This window comes from Streptomyces curacoi (genome assembly GCF_001513975.1).
Taxonomy (GTDB): domain Bacteria; phylum Actinomycetota; class Actinomycetes; order Streptomycetales; family Streptomycetaceae; genus Streptomyces; species Streptomyces curacoi.
The window spans coordinates 162,437-178,590 of the sequence record NZ_KQ947991.1; the positions used below are offsets into that span (position 1 = coordinate 162,437).

The 16,154-nt window shown below is 70.4% G+C and carries 12 protein-coding genes and 1 tRNA gene; 3 read left to right on the top strand and 10 right to left on the bottom strand.

All coding sequences use genetic code 11. The features are described from left to right. The first annotated feature begins 187 nt into the window (after nt 1–187). Together AQI70_RS26605 and AQI70_RS26610 are read left to right on the top strand one after the other, a co-directional pair. The gene (locus AQI70_RS26605; protein WP_062154407.1) at nt 188–2,386 is read left to right on the top strand and encodes an elongation factor G-like protein EF-G2; all 2,199 of its coding nucleotides are present in this window, start codon (nt 188–190) and stop codon (nt 2,384–2,386) included. A gap of 179 nt (nt 2,387–2,565) precedes the next feature. Then, a complete protein-coding gene (locus AQI70_RS26610; protein ID WP_062154408.1) occupies nt 2,566–4,227 on the top strand; it encodes a hypothetical protein in 1,662 nt (553 codons plus the stop codon). 75 nt (nt 4,228–4,302) lie between these two features. Here the strand turns inward: AQI70_RS26610 and AQI70_RS26615 are convergent, their stop codons facing one another. The 4 genes from AQI70_RS26615 to AQI70_RS26630 all read right to left on the bottom strand — a co-directional run bounded on the left by AQI70_RS26615 (nt 4,303) and on the right by AQI70_RS26630 (nt 9,116). Then, nucleotides 4,303–4,851: an HIT family protein gene (locus AQI70_RS26615; protein WP_062154409.1), complete on the bottom strand. Its 549-nt coding sequence runs from the start codon at nt 4,849–4,851 to the stop codon at nt 4,303–4,305. A 186-nt stretch (nt 4,852–5,037) separates the two neighbouring features. After that, nucleotides 5,038–7,014: a threonine--tRNA ligase gene (gene thrS, locus AQI70_RS26620; protein ID WP_062154411.1), complete on the bottom strand. Its 1,977-nt coding sequence runs from the start codon at nt 7,012–7,014 to the stop codon at nt 5,038–5,040. Between the two features lie 309 nt (nt 7,015–7,323). Then, nucleotides 7,324–8,553, bottom strand: coding sequence for a hypothetical protein (locus AQI70_RS26625; RefSeq protein ID WP_062154413.1), 1,230 nt, complete (start codon nt 8,551–8,553; stop codon nt 7,324–7,326). After that, on the bottom strand, nt 8,550–9,116 hold the full coding sequence (locus AQI70_RS26630) for a DUF4365 domain-containing protein (RefSeq protein ID WP_062154415.1): 567 nt from the start codon (nt 9,114–9,116) through the stop codon (nt 8,550–8,552). Before AQI70_RS26630 ends, AQI70_RS26625 begins: the two co-directional genes overlap by 4 nt. 168 nt (nt 9,117–9,284) lie before the next feature. Here AQI70_RS26630 and AQI70_RS26635 point away from each other — a divergent pair, with 168 nt between their 5' ends. Further along, nucleotides 9,285–10,013 (top strand): 3'-5' exonuclease, encoded by a 729-nt coding sequence (locus AQI70_RS26635; RefSeq protein ID WP_062154417.1) that lies wholly within the window; start codon nt 9,285–9,287, stop codon nt 10,011–10,013. 46 nt (nt 10,014–10,059) lie between these two features. On the opposite strand, the gene AQI70_RS26640 is transcribed toward AQI70_RS26635, so the two are convergent. The 6 genes from AQI70_RS26640 to AQI70_RS26665 form a co-directional block, all read right to left on the bottom strand. Then, nucleotides 10,060–10,131, bottom strand: a tRNA-Val gene (locus AQI70_RS26640). A 39-nt stretch (nt 10,132–10,170) separates the two neighbouring features. Next, entirely contained in the window at nt 10,171–10,629 is a 459-nt protein-coding gene (locus AQI70_RS26645; protein ID WP_062154419.1) for an SRPBCC family protein, read from the bottom strand. Nucleotides 10,630–10,800: 171 nt separating this feature from the next. Then, the gene (locus AQI70_RS26650; RefSeq protein ID WP_062154421.1) at nt 10,801–13,539 is read right to left on the bottom strand and encodes an exo-rhamnogalacturonan lyase family protein; all 2,739 of its coding nucleotides are present in this window, start codon (nt 13,537–13,539) and stop codon (nt 10,801–10,803) included. A gap of 166 nt (nt 13,540–13,705) precedes the next feature. Continuing rightward, on the bottom strand, nt 13,706–14,308 hold the full coding sequence (locus AQI70_RS26655) for a hypothetical protein (RefSeq protein WP_062154428.1): 603 nt from the start codon (nt 14,306–14,308) through the stop codon (nt 13,706–13,708). A gap of 10 nt (nt 14,309–14,318) precedes the next feature. Continuing rightward, nucleotides 14,319–15,194 (bottom strand): carbohydrate ABC transporter permease, encoded by an 876-nt coding sequence (locus AQI70_RS26660; RefSeq protein WP_062154430.1) that lies wholly within the window; start codon nt 15,192–15,194, stop codon nt 14,319–14,321. Continuing rightward, the gene (locus AQI70_RS26665) at nt 15,191–16,147 is read right to left on the bottom strand and encodes a carbohydrate ABC transporter permease (RefSeq protein ID WP_062154432.1); all 957 of its coding nucleotides are present in this window, start codon (nt 16,145–16,147) and stop codon (nt 15,191–15,193) included. The genes AQI70_RS26660 and AQI70_RS26665 overlap by 4 nt, the downstream gene beginning before the upstream one ends. Nucleotides 16,148–16,154: the final 7 nt, after the last annotated feature.

Genomic DNA, 16,154 nt, shown 5'->3' on the forward strand with positions numbered 1-16,154 from the left:
GGCACTCGTACCCGCGACGAGCGGTCTGTTCCGGCAGTGCCGGACGGCACGATCACGTCCTTCGTATGGACGCACCGTGACGGGAGTGGAAAGCTCGAAGAACCGCGGGCGTCACCGGAGCCGCCATCGCACGCGGATCCGCATGTCCGCGCCCACAGTGACCTCACCGTGCACGGGAGGCAGGATCATGGGCGACAAGGCGAACGCACACCCCGGAGCCGCCGGCAGGGCTACAGCGGCCGACCACCCCGCGTCCGTACGGAATGTGGTGCTGGTCGGCCACTCCGGATCGGGCAAGACGACTCTGGTGGAGGCTCTCGCGCTCACCGCGGGGGCGGTGAACCGGGCGGGCCGCGTGGAGGACGGCGGCACCGTCTCCGACTACGACGAGATCGAGCACCGGCAGCAACGCTCGGTGCAGCTCTCCCTGGTGCCGGTCGAATGGGACGGCATCAAGATCAACCTTCTGGACACCCCCGGATACGCCGACTTCGTCGGGGAGCTGAGGGCCGGTCTGCGCGCGGCGGACGCGGCCCTTTTCGTCGTCTCCGCCTCGGACGGCGTGGACGGCTCGACCCGCATGGTGTGGGAGGAGTGCGCGGCTGTCGGCATGCCGCGCGCGATCGTCGTCACACACCTGGAGTCCGCGCGGGCCGACTACGAGGAGATGACGCGGATCTGCGCGGAGGCCTTCGGCGGGGACGACCCCGACGCGGTGCTCCCGCTGTATCTGCCGCTGCACGGGCCGCAGGGCCCGGACGGGCACGCGCCGGTGACCGGCCTGATCGGCCTGCTCTCCCAGAAGCTGTTCGACTACTCCAGCGGCGAGCGCAAGGAGTCCGAGCCCGGCGAGGACCAGCTGCCGGAGATCGAGGAGGCCCGTAACCGGCTGATCGAGGGGATCATCGCGGAGAGCGAGGACGAGACCCTCATGGACCGGTATCTGGGCGGTGAGCAGGTCGACGTCAAGACGCTGATCGAGGATCTGGAGCGGGCCGTCGCGCGCGGCACCTTCTTCCCCGTCCTGGCCGCCGCCCCCGCCGCCGACGGCGCCCGGCAGGGACTCGGCACGGTCGAGGTGCTGGAGCTGATCACCCGGGGCTTCCCGACCCCGCTGGAGCGCGAGGCGCCCCAGGTCACCACGATCGACGGCAAGCCGCGCGAGCTGAAGCCGTGCGACCCGGACGGGCCGCTGGTGGCGGAGGTCGTGAAGACGGCGTCCGACCCGTACGTCGGCCGGGTGTCGATGGTCCGCGTCTTCTCCGGCACCCTGCGCCCCGACGAGACGGTGCACGTCTCCGGGCACGGGCTGGCCGACCGCGGGCACGAGGACCACGACGTCGACGAGCGCATCGGCGCCCTGTCCGCGCCCTTCGGCAAGCAGCAGCGGGCGCTCAGCCACGCCATCGCGGGCGATCTGGCCTGTGTGGCGAAGCTGAGCCGCGCGGAGACCGGCGACACCCTGTCGGCCAAGGACGATCCGCTGCTGATGGAGCCCTGGCGGATGCCCGACCCGCTGCTGCCGCTCGCCATCCAGGCGCACAGCAAGGCGGACGAGGACAAGCTGTCGCAGGGTCTGTCCCGGCTGGTCGCCGAGGACCCGACGATGCGGCTGGAACAGAACCAGGACACCCACCAGGTGGTGCTGTGGTGCCTGGGCGAGGCGCACGCGGACGTCGCCCTCGAACGGCTGCGCAGCCGGTACGGCGTGCAGGTCGACGTCGTACCGCACAAGGTCTCCCTGCGGGAGACGTTCGCCCACAAGTCGGCCGGCCGCGGACGGCATGTGAAGCAGTCCGGCGGGCACGGGCAGTACGCCATCTGCGAGATCGAGGTGGAGCCGCTGCCGGGCGGCTCGGGCATCGAGTTCGTGGACAAGGTCGTCGGCGGCGCGGTGCCCCGGCAGTTCATCCCGTCGGTGGAGAAGGGGGTGCGGGCCCAGGCGGCCAAAGGCGTCGCGGCCGGCTATCCGCTCGTCGACATCCGGGTCACGCTGCTCGACGGCAAGGCGCACTCCGTGGACTCCTCCGACGCCGCGTTCCAGACGGCCGGCGCGCTCGCGCTGCGGGAGGCGGCGGCCGACGCGAAGATCCATCTGCTGGAGCCGGTGGCCGAGGTGTCCGTCCTCGTCGGTGACGACTACGTCGGCGCCGTGATGAGCGACCTGTCCGGGCGGCGCGGCCGTGTCCTCGGCACCGAGCAGACCAGCGGTGGCCGCACGGTCATCAAGGCAGAGGTGCCCGAGATCGAGATCGGCCGGTACGCCGTCGATCTGCGGTCGCTGTCGCACGGCACCGCGCGCTTCGACCGTTCCTACGCGCGGCACGAACCGATGCCGCCGCAGATCGCGGAAAGGATTCGTGAAGAGGCGCGCGACGCCTCGTAGTTCGCGCCCGGCGCCACCAAGTGGCTTGTGCGGAACGCTCCCCTCCACGTCGGCGGGCGGCTTCGGCCGTCCGCCGACGAATGTCAGTGCGGACGGATACGCTGGTCATTGATCAACAGGTGTGCGCAGTACGGAAGTCGGGAAGGCCGCAAGCGACAGTGCGGCGATCGGGGGCGGGAATGACCGTTGAGAGCGGTTACGCGGACATCTTCGGTCCGCAGGTGCCGCGCACGGCCGGCGAGGGACAGACGGCGACGTTCGCGCTGGCCTCGGCGGCCTACCGGGACAATCCGTTTCAGGACATCAAGAAGGCCGACAACGAATGGCACCAGACCGACGTCAAGGAAGGCCGCAAGTGGGCGAGGATCTTCCGGCCCAACCTGGGTGAGGCCTTCTCCCGTGCCGTCGTCGACCGCATGCTCGGCAGCGGCCGCAAGCCGCTGATCCAGTCCTTCGGCACCGAGCCGCAGGTCGTCGTCGAGCACTGTCTGGCCGCCAACAACATCCGCAAGGCCCGCGACCGGATGCTCAGCACCATCATGGTGATCTGCGGTCTGCTCTTCCTGCCCGGGCTGCTGGTGTGGCTGCTGATCTTCCAGCTGCGCACCACCATCGGCAAGGCGAACGAGAAGCGGGGCAGTGCGCTCGCCACCGTGCTGCTCGTGGCGGCGGGCGCGCTCGCCGTGCTCTTCCTGGTCAAGATGCCGTTCGGCGGTCTGTGGGCGTGGTATGCGCGGGCCTGTGTCGTCATGCCCGTGGTCGGCTGGTTCTGGGCCAAGCAGGTCTGCGAACGCACCGCGAAGGACCTGCGGGGGCGGTGGGACAGCCTGCTGGCCGGCAGCAGCGTCGGCGCGAAGGTGCCTGAGGCGGTGCCGACCAGCCCCAGCGAGACCCAGGCCGAACAGCTGCGCCAGTCCCTCGCCAAGCTCAGCGCCGAGCAGCAGTCCAACTCCGTGTTCTACGCCGGGCCCAAGGGGATACTCGGCATGGGCACCCGCTGGGGCAGCTGGCAGCTGGCCGAGGACCTGACGCCGGCCGACCCGACCCGCGAGATCCACCCCTTCCGCAGCTGGGACGTCATCCGGTCCATCCATGACCAGCTGCGCATGCTGGAGCGCGGGCCGCTGAACACCGGCGGTTTCCCGAAGCCGTCGATACGGCACTGGATCGTCACGCCGATCGCCGAGGGCGCCAAGGCGGTGTCCCGGCCGGAGGGCACGGACGTCGAGGCGTACCAGGTCAAGTCGCACGCGATACAGGACATCTGCAACAAGCAGCAGTTCGGCAGCGGTGACCGGCACTACCTGGGCGTCCAGTGGACGCTCTGGGACGGGCAGTTGATCATCACCATGCTGATCACGGTGACCGTGCTGCACGAGACGTTGCGCATCGAGGTCACCGGGCATGCCCTGGGCCCGGTGAACGGCCTCTTCACGACGAAGCCGGAGACGCCCACGAAGGAGGTCACCAAGTCGCTGAAGCCGTGGGAGAGCCGCACGGTGAAGCTTCCCCTGGTCAACAGCGACGAGGTCGTACGGCTGGCGGTCCGCGCCCCGATCTCCTGGTATCCGCCGCTGCTGAACTGGCTCGGCGGGACGATCGCGCTGCCCGAGCCGTTCGGACTGCGGCATGCGTGGGCGGATCAGCCGTGGCGGCACCGGTTCATGGCCGACGACGCGCTGCGCGCGGCCACGCCGGTGCTGCGGGTGGTGCATGCCGCGGCGATCAAGGTGCTGGCGGAGAACGGCGTGGACACCGAGAAGTTCGGTGCGCGGTCGGCGTTCCTCAGCACGGCGGTGCAGGATCCGACGCCTCGCAAAGCGGACGTGTACGACGCGTAGGCCTCCGGCGGCCGAGCCGTGCCAGGCGGGTCCGGCCGCCCCACGGGCCGGCCGGGGCTGCCCTCGGCTGAAACATCAGGCGGCCGGCCAGGCCTCCGCCAGCATCTTCCGCGTGTCCGCCAACAGCTGCGGCAGCACCCGCGTGTGCCCCACCACCGGCATGAAGTTCGTGTCGCCGCCCCAGCGCGGGACGATGTGCTGGTGGAGGTGGGCGGCGATACCGGCGCCGGCGACCGTGCCCTGGTTCATACCGATGTTGAAGCCGTGGGCGCCGGAGGCGGTCCGCAGGGCCGTCATCGCCTGCTTGGTCAGGGCGGCGAGCTCGACGGTCTCCGGCTCGGTGAGGTCGGTGTAGTCGGCGACGTGGCGGTAGGGCACGACCATCAGGTGGCCGCCGTTGTACGGGTACAGGTTGAGGACGGCATAGACCTGCTCCCCGCGCTTGACGATCAGCCCGTCCTCGTCGGACTTGGCCGGGATCGAGCAGAAGGGGCAGCCGTCGTCGGCTCCGGGGCCGGTCGGCTTGTTCTCACCCTGGATGTAGGCCATCCGATGGGGCGTCCACAGACGCTGGAACGCGTCCTGGATCCCCACTCCCCACTGCTGCTCCGGCTCACTCGTCATGCGTGCAGCATATGGCTTCGTCCGTCCGCGGCGTGTCGCCAGGGCTCGCACTCAGATGCTCTCCCGCAGGCCGCACACGGTCCGTTTCCTGGGCCGTGATCGTCGCACGCGGGCCGGGCCCGACCGGCGAAAGGCCCCCGGGGAGCCGAGCTCCCCGGGGGCCTTCGACGCACTCGTGCCGCCGGCTCAGACCTGCGCCCGCTCCTCGACGACCTGCGCGATCTTCGCGATGGCCTCGTCGAACGGGATGCCGTTCTCCTGCGAGCCGTCGCGGTAGCGGAAGGAGACGGCGTTGTTGGCCATGTCCTCGTCGCCCGCGATGACCATGAAGGGCACCTTCTGCTTCTGGGCGTTGCGGATCTTCTTCTGCATACGGTCGGAGGAGGAGTCGACCTCGACCCTGAGGCCCTTCTTCTTGGCGGCCGCGGCGAACTTCTCCAGGTAGTCCACATGCGCGTCGCCGATCGGGATGCCGATCGCCTGCACCGGGGCCAGCCAGGCCGGGAAGGCGCCCGCGTAGTGCTCCAGGAGCACCGCGAAGAACCGCTCGATCGAGCCGAACAGCGCGCGGTGGATCATGACCGGACGCTGCTTGGAGCCGTCCGCGGAGGTGTACTCCAGGTCGAAGCGCTCCGGCAGGTTGAAGTCGAGCTGGATCGTCGACATCTGCCAGGTGCGCCCGATGGCGTCCTTGGCCTGCACGGAGATCTTCGGGCCGTAGAAGGCGGCACCGCCCGGGTCGGGCACGAGCGGCAGGCCCTGCTTCTCGGCGACCTGGCGCAGCGTCTCCGTGGCCTCCTCCCAGACCTCGTCCGAGCCGACGAACTTCTCCGGGTCCTTGGTGGACAGCTCCAGATAGAAGTCGGTCAGGCCGTAGTCGCGCAGCAGGCCGAGAACGAAGGTGAGCGTCCTGTCGAGCTCGTCCGACATCTGCTCGCGCGTGCAGTAGATGTGCGCGTCGTCCTGGGTGAAGCCACGCGCGCGGGTGAGGCCGTGCACGACGCCCGACTTCTCGTACCGGTACACGGTCCCGAACTCGAAGAGACGGAGCGGCAGTTCACGGTAGGAGCGGCCGCGCGCGTCGAAGATCAGGTTGTGCATCGGGCAGTTCATGGGCTTGAGGTAGTAGTCCACGCCCTCGTCGAGCTGCATGGGCGGGTACATGCCCTCGGCGTACCAGTCGAGGTGACCCGACGTCTCGAAGAGCTTCCCCTTCGTCGCGTGCGGGGTGTAGACGAACTCGTAGCCCTCCTCCTCGTGGCGGCGCCGCGAGTAGTCCTCCATCACGCGGCGGACGATGCCGCCCTTGGGGTGGAAGACGGCGAGGCCGGAGCCGATCTGCTCCGGGATGGAGAACAGGTCGAGCTCGTTGCCCAGCTTGCGGTGGTCGCGCTTCTCGGCCTCGGCGAGGAAGTCCAGGTACTGCTTCAGCTCGTCCTTGGACGGCCAGGCGGTGCCGTAGATGCGCTGGAGCATCGGGTTCTTCTCGCTGCCGCGCCAGTAGGCGGCGGCGTTGCGCATCAGCTTGAACGCCGGGATCAGGCGGGTCGAGGGCAGGTGGGGACCGCGGCAGAGGTCCTTCCAGCACAGCTCGCCGGTCTTGGCGTCCAGGTTGTCGTAGATCGTGAGTTCGCCGGCGCCGACCTCGACGTCCGCGCCGTCGTCGCTGGAGGCGGCGCCCTTGAGGCCGATCAGCTCCAGCTTGTAGGGCTCGTTCGCGAGCTCCTCGCGGGCGCCCTCGTCGGTCACGACACGGCGGGCGAACTTCTGCCCCCGCTTCTGGATCTCCTGCATCTTCTTCTCGATGGCCTTGAGATCCTCGGGCGTGAACGGCTTCTCGACGTCGAAGTCGTAGTAGAAGCCGTCCTTGACGGGCGGGCCGATGCCCAGCTTGGCCTCGGGGAAGAGCTCCTGCACGGCCTGCGCCATCACATGCGCGGTGGAGTGGCGCAGGATGTTGAGCCCGTCCTCGGAGGAGATCTCGACGCCCTCGACCTCCTCGCCGTCGGAGAGCACGTACGACAGATCCCTGAGCTCGCCGCCCACGCGCGCGGCGATGATCGAGCGCTCGCCGGCGAAGAGGTCGGCGGCCGTAGTGCCCGTCGTCACCACGCGCTCTTCCCGCTCGGAATCGCGTTGGATGATCACACGGACGTCTGACACCGGTCTCTCCTGACTGAAGGTGGAATACGGCGCCATACCAGGAGCGCGCGCATGAGTGGGATCGTACCGACCCCGGGCGGCCGACCGCGAAACGGTCACCGAGGACGCCCCGGCCCCAGCGCTCCCCGGGCCGACCAGCCCACCCCGACGCCGGGCAACGGCCCACCAACCTGCACGGGGCCGACGACACCGGCCGCGAGGGAGCCGTAGGGGGGCGCATGTGGCGCCCCGAAGGCGACCGAGCCAAACATTCGGCACCCCAGCTGCAAGCCCTGACGAAACAATCCCGCCTCGCCGAGCCCGCCCCCGTCAGTCCCCGGCGTCCTCCCCGCCGCACACCTCCTCGAAGAAGTCCAGGTCCTCCTGGAGCGACTTCATCAGCCGGTCCCGCTCGGCGTCGTCCACCTGCACCGGTACGACCCCGGACGCGCCGGTGAGCTTGCGGAAGCCGCCCCGGCTCTCCAGCCGGCCGTGCACCCGCACCGGCAGCCCGACGAGGTGGGCGTGCCCGGCGATGCGGTACGCCTCCTCGTCCAGGGTCAGCCGGACGTGCGGCACCTCGGCGCCCGCGATGACGCGCAGCCGGACGGTGCCTTCGCCGCCCGGCCCCGACCTGCGCATCCGTACGACGGCCCCCGTGATCCGCACCGGCACGGAGGGTTCGCCCCGCAGATAGCGGGCCCCGGCCTCGCGCAGCACGGGCAGGTCGCCCGGCGAGAACTCGACGGGCTCGCCGCCGGCCGCGCAGTCCTCGGGCACCCCGGCGGCGGGCGCCCACTCGACGGCGATGCGCGCGCCCTCGGTGCCGCGCACCAGCGCCACCAGCGCTTCGGTGAACTCACGGCTGACGCCCGCCTCGACGGCGCCGTCGAAGGCGTCCATGCCGCCGGTGGCCCGCCGGTAGTCGATGGCCTCGCGGGCGGCGTACAGGGCCTGGTGCAGGCGTTCGGCGAGCGGGCGCCCGGTGCCGACGGGCACGAAGGCGGTCAGGCCACGGCCACCGGCCGCGGCGCCGACGAGGACGTTCTCCAGCATCGCGGCGGCCGAACGGCGGTGCCGGGCGCCGTGATAGCCGGCGCGGGCGCGGGTGGCGAGCGCCGCGGCGAGGAGCATCTGGCGGGCGGCGGTGCGCAGCTCCTCCTCCACGGTCCAGGGCGCGGCAGCGGTCGGCCCACTCGGCGCGTCCCGCCACCACCGGACCTCGTCGCTGGGCACGGTGAGCCCGACCAGGACCTCGCGCGCGGAGGGCGTGCCGCTGCGGGAGAGGGCGACCAGCGCCTCGCCGAGCAGATCCTCGCTGTCGGGGAAGGCGCGGGACTCGGGCACGAGAAGGCTGGTGCCGTTGCCGCCCGGCCCTGGCGGGGTCCAGCGGCCGTAGCGTCCCGCCGCTCCGCCGCGCCGCTGCCAGCCGTGCCGGTGCAGCAGGGCGCTGAGCACGGCGGGGTCGACGTCGCCGGGCTCGGGGGTACGGTCCCAGGACGCGTCGACCGGGTGCGGCCGGACCGGCCTGAGCGGTTCCTCCAGGGGGCGGTGCGTCATGGTCTGCCTCCCGTACCGACCCGCGTCATGATCTCGCAGAGCGCCCGGTCGTCGAAGATGCGCGAGGTCGGTATCCGCACGCTGGTCCGCCGCCGGCCGGTGATCGGGTGGCCGGCCAGGTTGACCCAGTAGCAGCAGTGCCGCAGATCGAGCCGGTCGTGGCCGGCCCGCAGCCACTGCTCCTGCGACCGGGGCACGATCATCACGACCAGGATCTTGTGCACCGAGACCGGCGTGCGGGCGAGCTTCGCCAGGTGGTCGTTGTCGAGCGTGAAGGAGAAGAAGCGGCCGGGCGGGTTCGGCGCGAGCTGGTACGTCGCCTTGAGCTGGACCTTGATGGTGACCTCGTCGTCGACCGTGTGGCCCGGCGCGCTGTGGCTGACGTGCCAGTCGATGCCGTTGTCCGGGAACGGCTGGGACAGCGAGCACCCGGCCGCCGCCGCGACCGCGTGCAGATAACCCACCTGCAGGGTCTCCATGCAGGCGGTGGTGGCGAGTGAACCCCGGTGGGGGCCCGTACGTTCGGGCAGCAGCCCGCCCCGCTCGGGCTGCGCTATCGCCATGACCAACAGCCTTCCACGCCAGGTGAATCCCTGTGCCGGGCCGCTGAACTGCAAGGACCCGCACTCCTGTTGTGTCCTTCCGGCGTACGGCGCAAACGGCCCGGGTATCACCAAACGGGCAGAAGACGGTGCGTCAGCTGCCCTGGGTGAACGAGGGGTTGTGTGGATATGGCGTGCTGGTACGAAGGCCCGCTGGCGGCATTCGACACGGAGACGACAGGCGTGGACGTCGAGACCGACCGGATCGTTTCGGCGGCCGTCGTCGTCCAGGACGCCCCGGGAACCCGGCCGCGGGTGACCCGGTGGCTGGTGAACCCGGGTGTGCCGGTGCCGGAGGCGGCGACGGCGGTACACGGACTGACGGAGGAACATCTGCAGCGCAACGGCCGCTGGCCGGCGCCGGTGATGCACGAGATAGCCGCCGAGCTGGCGGAACACGCCGCCAGGGGACGGCCGTTGGTGGTGATGAACGCGCCCTTCGATCTGACGTTGCTCGATCGGGAGCTGCGCCGCCATCGTGCCTCGTCCCTCGGCCGCTGGTTCGAGGCGACACCGCTGGTGGTGCTGGACCCGCGGGTCCTGGACAAGCACCTGGACCGCTACCGCAAGGGCCGCCGCACGCTCACCGACCTGTGTGCGCACTACGGCGTCACTCTGGACGGCGCGCATGACGCGGCGGCCGACGCCCTGGCCTCGCTGGAGGTCGTACGGGCGGTGGGGCGCCGTTTCGCGGCCCGGCTGGAGCGTCTGTCGGCCGCCGAACTGCACACCCTGCAGGCGGTGTGGCACGCGGCGCAGGCCCGGGGACTGCAGGCGTGGTTCGCGCGCAGCGGCACCGAGGAGGCGGTGGACCCGGCATGGCCGCTGCGCCCGGACCTTCCGGCGGCAGCCGCGTGAACAGCAGAAAAGCCGGTCCGTACGAAACGGACCGGCTTTCTCCGGGTGGGCGATACTGGGTTCGAACCAGTGACCTCTTCGGTGTGAACGAAGCGCTCTCCCACTGAGCTAATCGCCCGGGAACGCACTGAACAATACAGGTCCCCGCGCGTTTCGTTCAAACCGCTTGCCGCCCCCCGGCCAGGTAGGTCGCCAGTCCCCGCCGTCCGGCGCGCATCATCAGCCGGTGGTTCGCGCGGAAGACCGGTCGCCCGGGGACGGCGAACCGTCTGAGCAGCGGCTTGTGCACGTCGACCACCTGCTCGTAGCGGGCGAGGCTGCCCGCGCCGTCCGCGGCGACCGTCCAGCGGGCCCAGCCGTCGAGGTCGCCGGACATGGCGATCTCCAGCACCCCCGCCGCGCGGTCCCGGCGCACCTCACGCGCGGTGAAGATGATGTCGTACGGCAGGGCGGAGCGGACCGTGATCACGCCGCTGGTGTCGTCGATCCGGTCGACCTTGCGCACCTGGGGCCACCAGCGGGGGTAGTCCTCGGCCTGTTCCAGCACGTCGTAGACGGTGACGGGAGGTGCGGGCAGGGCCCACAGACTGCGGAAGCGGTAGTGGCTCCAGTCCATGGGCAGAGTCTGCCCCCGTCCGGCGGGTTCCACCGCGCCGGGGCAGGTTCTGAGTGTCCGAGCAGGTTCTGAGTACGCGTACTCATGCCCTGGGACGTGACGTGGGCCACACTGCCAGGTATGCGAGCGCCGCCGCCCGTGCGGCGGCGCTCCTGCTGCCCGGGCCGGCCGCTAGGACGGCATCCTGTCGCCCAGCAGCGCCAGGTTCTCGATGGCCGCGAGTCCGTACAGCGCGGTGTCGTTCGTGGACACCCAGGCCGCCTCACTGCCCGGGACCAGCGCGTCCGGGCCGCTCAGCTTCTCCGTCCTCCAGGGTGCCGACTCCTTGTAGCCGTCGGAGTTGTAGAACTTCTCCCACGCCCGCTTGGCGAGCTTCTGGTCGCCGGTCTGGACGGCGGCGTACGCGTCGAGGCGCGAGTGGCCCTGGAAGAGGATCAGGCTGCCGAAGTTGGCGCCGTAGCGCGCCGCCTGCTCGGCCTTCGTCGCGTTGAAGTAGCGGCAGTAGTCGAAGTACGCCTCGTTGAACTTCGGCATGTCGACGAGGTCGATGAGCTCGGCGCACAGTTCGTTGAGGCCGAAGACGGCGGAGAGGTGCGAGACGCTGACCGCCGGCTTGTCGGCGATGGCGAACCTGCCCGTGTCGAGGTCGTACAGCCCGGTGCCCTGCACGAAGCCGTTCGGCTGGGCGGCGATCGTCTCCATGGTCGACAGGACGCGCGCCTTGGCCTTCTCCCACTTGGGCCCCTTGCGCTCCCACTCGGTCAGCCACGCCGAGACGAGCCCGCTCCAGTCCGTGCCGAAGCCGATCGACAGGGCGTGCCGGTCGGGCGTGTAGGGCTCGGTGCGGATCTTGCGGATGGGGTCGAGGACGAGGAAGGTCTCGTCGGAGTCGACGTTGGCGTGCATGAGGTCGCCGACCCGCTCGTCCGCCGTGAGGAAGTAGTAGTAGCGGCGGTAGGTGGTGTTGGCGATGCGCTGCTGCTTGGCGCTGTCGGCGTAGTGCTGGACGCCGTGCCGGGTGCCGAGTCCGGCCCACTTCCCCAGGTGGTAGACGTCGACCTCACCGGTGTGCCGGGTCATCGCCTCGGCGAACCGGAAGATGTCCGCGCGGCCGGAGCGAAGGTACGCGAACCACAGCCACAGGTCCGGCGAGAGCTCGGAGTTGTCCCAGGCGTAGCCGCCGATGTCGTACCGCCACTGGTGCCTGACGGTGTCGTAGGTGTGCATGATGTCGCCGTAGTCCCAGAAGCCGAACCAACGGCGCTGCTCCACCTGGTCCTTGTAGTAGGTGAAGAGGAAGTCGAGGTGGTCCTCGATCTTCGCCTTGGCGGGCGTGGAGCGGTCCGGCTCGGAGTACAGGCCGGGGCCGAAGACCTTGGCCTTGATGAGCTGCTTGGGCGGTGCCGCGAGCTGCGGCAGCACGCGTACGGCCTCGACCTGCTGGGCCAGAGCCTGGGCTGAAGGCGTCGACTCGTTGGCCCAGAAGAGGAGTTCGGAGGTGCGGGCGATGCCGTAGGGGGTGCCGAAGCCGGGCTCGTAGTCCTCGTAGGTGATGTTGAGGCCTTCGAGCTGCTCGGGGTAGGTGTCCTGGCCCATGCCGTCGTGGTAGAAGCGCAGGTCCATGGGCTGCGCCTCGGGCGACCAGAGCCACATGGTGACCTCGGCCTCGTCGGTGTGGGCGTCGCGGATGTCGAGCTGGGCGGGAAACTTCTCCCAGAAGTCGCGAAGCCCGAAGGAGAGTCCGCCGCTCACCCCGCCGACGTAGCCGAAGCCGGAGGCGCGCCGGCCGCCGCCGGCGCCGATCCAGCCGTGGCCCTTCTTGGTGCGCTTGCGCAGGGTGAAGCCGTCGGCGGAGAGCTGGGAGAGGGTGTAGTCGCCCCACTCGGGGATGTACTGCAGGCGGGTGGTGACCCGCTGGTCCCAGGTGGCCGGGTCGGGCAGCTGCTTGCCCTCGAACTGGGCCGCCTGCACGGCCGCCCCGGGGTCGCGGCGCAGTCCGGTGATGCCCTTGACGGCCTCGCGGAGCAGGCCGGTGCCCTCGCCGCCGATGCGGATGTGGCGGTCGTACGACTGGTCCCGCATCGGCACGGTGAAGCGCACACCGATGCCGCGGATGAAGTCGCCGCCGGCCTTGCCCGGCTCCTGGGTGCCGTCGTAGGTGATGGTGTGGACCATGCGGAAGGAGTCGGCGCCCGCGTAGAAGTAGAGGCGGATGGAGAAGGGGAGCCAGCTGCGGCTGCCCTTGCGGTGCTTGCCGTCGATCTTGACGACCGCGCGGACCGGGCCCTCCTGCTCGACGGTGACCTCGGAGATCGCGCCGTCGAAGCGCTCGGTCTTGACCGCGCCCTGGTCCTCGTCCTCGATCTCCGGCTGGCGGATCAGCACGAGCCGCCCGTTCTTGGCGATCTCGGTGGAGCCGCGGGTGACCGACTTGATCAGCGTGGCGCCGGACTTGCCGATCCTGGCGGTGATGACGCCGGTCGAGACCTCGATGGTGCCGCCGCTCTTGTCGACGGTGACCTTCTTGGCGGGCGTGGCGGGCTCCCCGGCGGTGAGGGTGAGCTTGCCGTTGCCCGAACTGACCGCGTGCGCGGTCCACTTGAGCGAGCCGTCCGGCCAGTAGGCGAGGGGCCACGACTGCACGGGGACGGACTTGCCGTCCGCGTCCGTCAGCGCGAACGTCTGGTCCTCCTGATGGACGCCCTTCGGCCAGGGGACGCCGACGGTGGAGCCGGGGGCGGCGCCCAGGCCGCCGTCCTCCAGCCAGTCCAGCGTCACGGGGTCCGCGTCGGCGGCCTCGGCTCTGGGCGCGGCCTGCGCGTCCTTCGCTCCCAGGGCCCAGCTGAACTGCGCGGCGGCTCCGGCGACCGCGGCCGCCTTGAGGAGGGACCTGCGGGGGATGGGGGACATGGCCTTTCCTTTCCGTGCGCGTGCAAGGGGGTGGTCAAGGGCATGACAGAGAGAGGTACGGCGCCCGGGGCGCCGACCTGGGGAGATGCACCGCCCGTCAGCGGTGCGACTTGGTGCTGGGGCACCGCCCGTCAGCGGTGCCGACTTCGTGCGAGGGCACCGCCCGTCAGCGGTGCCGGTACCGCTCCTCCACGGCGACGGCCGCCGCCGCGACGGCTCCCAGGACGGGAACCGCCAGCGGCGCGATGAACGCGGCGGACAGGGCTACGACGCCCAGCCCGCAGACGACCAGGAAGGACCCGGCGGGGTCGAGCACGGTACGGCGGCCGGCGCCCGCGAGCAGCGCCCGCCAGGAGGCGCCCGGCGTCCAGACGGCCGCCGCCCGCAGCAGGGCCGCGGCCAGTCCGATCAGCGCGAAGCTGCCGACGGCCCCGACGAACGGCCCGCCGGGAAGCCCGGCCCGCGCGGCCTGGACGTCGATCCAGACCGCGGCGGCCGCCGCCCATCCGGCGACCCCGACGGCCCATCCCCCGCGCAGGGCCGACCGGAAGTCCACGACGAACTCCCGCACGCCACCGCCCTCGTGGGCCGTGCGGCGCCGCAGATGCCGGGCGCCGGCGGCGAAGGCCGCGGGGTAGGTGACGACCCCGAGGCAGGCCACGGCGATCCACACGCCGGTGAGCAGACACTCGGCGAAGACGGCGAACCGCTCGCCGCCGAGGAAGGACGCCCTGCGCGGGGGGCGGGCCTTCACGCGTGCTTGCGCCATGCCGACCGCCTCAGCCCTTCAGTCCGGATGTCGCCATGCCGTCGATGAGGTAGCGCTGGAAGGCCATGAAGAAGGCGATGACCGGGATCAGCGCCACCAGCGACATCGCGATCATGCTCCCGTAGTTGGAGATGCCCTCCTGGTCGCGGAACATCATCAGGCCGAGCGAGACGGTGTACTTCTCGGGGGTGTTGAGGTAGATCAACGGCCCCATGAAGTCGTTCCACGCGTTGATGAAGGTGAAGATGGCGCTGGTGATGATGGCGGGGCGGCTCAGCGGCAGCACGATGGACCAGTAGGTCCTGAAGTGCCCGCAGCCGTCGAGCTTGGCCGCCTCGTCCAGCTCGCGCGGCAGCCCGCGCATGAACTGCACCATCAGGAAGACGAAGAACGCCTCCGTGGCCAGGAACTTGCCCGCGACCAGCGGCACCAGCGTGTCGGTGAGTTCCAGGTTGCGGAACAGCACGTACTGCGGGATGAGCAGCACGTGGTACGGCAGCAGCAGCGTGCCGATCATCAGGGTGAACAGCAGGTTCCGCCCGACGAACCGGATCTTGGCGAAGGCGTACGCGGTCAGCGAGCTGGACAGCACGACACCGGCCACGGCGAGGACCGCGTACATCAGCGAGTTCCAGAAGAAACTGCTGATGGAGATGCCGGAGATGCCGTCGGCGAGCCCGGAGAAGTTCGCCCAGACCGGCTCGGTGGGCAACAGCTCCAGGCTGGCGATGATGTCCTTGCTCGGCTTGAACGAGGCACCGACCACCCAGATCACGGGGTAGAGGACGACCGCGAGGATGGCGAGCGCGCCCACGTGCCAGACGACGGAGCCGAAGCGCCGCCGCTCACCGGCGGTGTGGACGACAGGGGTGGTGGCACTGGTCACTTGGCGGCCTCCTCGTAGTGCACCCACTTCTTCTGCGACCAGAACAGGACCGCCGTGACGAGCGCCACCGCGACCACCAGTGTCCAGGCCATCGCGGAGGCGAAGCCCATCTGGGCCTCCTTGAAGCCCTTCTGGTAGAGGTAACAGGTGTAGACGAGCGTGGCGTCGGCGGGCCCGCACCGGGTGTCGGAGACGACGTAGGCGGAGCCGAACACCTGGAACGCGTGGATGGACTCCAGCAGCACGTTGAAGAACAGCACCGGGGAGATCATCGGCAGCGTGATGTTCCAGAACCGCCGCAGGGGCCCTGCCCCGTCCACCTCGGCGGCCTCGTACAGCTCCTGCGGGACCTGCTTGAGACCGGCCAGGAAGATGACCATCGGCGCGCCGAACTGCCAGATGCTCAGGGCCACCAGGGCGTAGATGACGTAGTCCGGGTTGCCGATCCAGCCCCCCACGTCGAGACCGAAGATCTTCTGCCCACGGTCCACGATCGCGTCGTCCGAGAACAGCGCCCGCCACACGAAGCCCACGGAGACGCTGGCGCCGATGAGCGAGGGCATGTAGAAGGCGGCCCGGTACAGGCCCTGCCCGCGCCGCTTCTGCGCGAGCAGCAGCGCGACGCCGAGCGCGAGCAGCAGCTTCAGCGGAGTGGCCACGACGACGTACTTGAGCGTGACCTCCACCGACTTCTGCCAGCGCGGGTCCTGGAACATCGTCGTGAAGTTGTCGAACCCCACCCACTCGGGCGGCGTGAACAGGTTGTACCTGGTGAACGCGTAGTACAGCGACGCGATCATCGGCCCCGCCGTGAGCAGCAGGAACCCCGCGATCCACGGCGACATGAAGAGATAGCCGGCGAGGTTCTCGCGGCGCCGCCCGCGCCGCCCGGCGGCGGGAGCGGCGGACCGCTTCCCGGCCGGGCGCGCGGGCGCTTCCTTGACGAGCGTCATGGTGGTA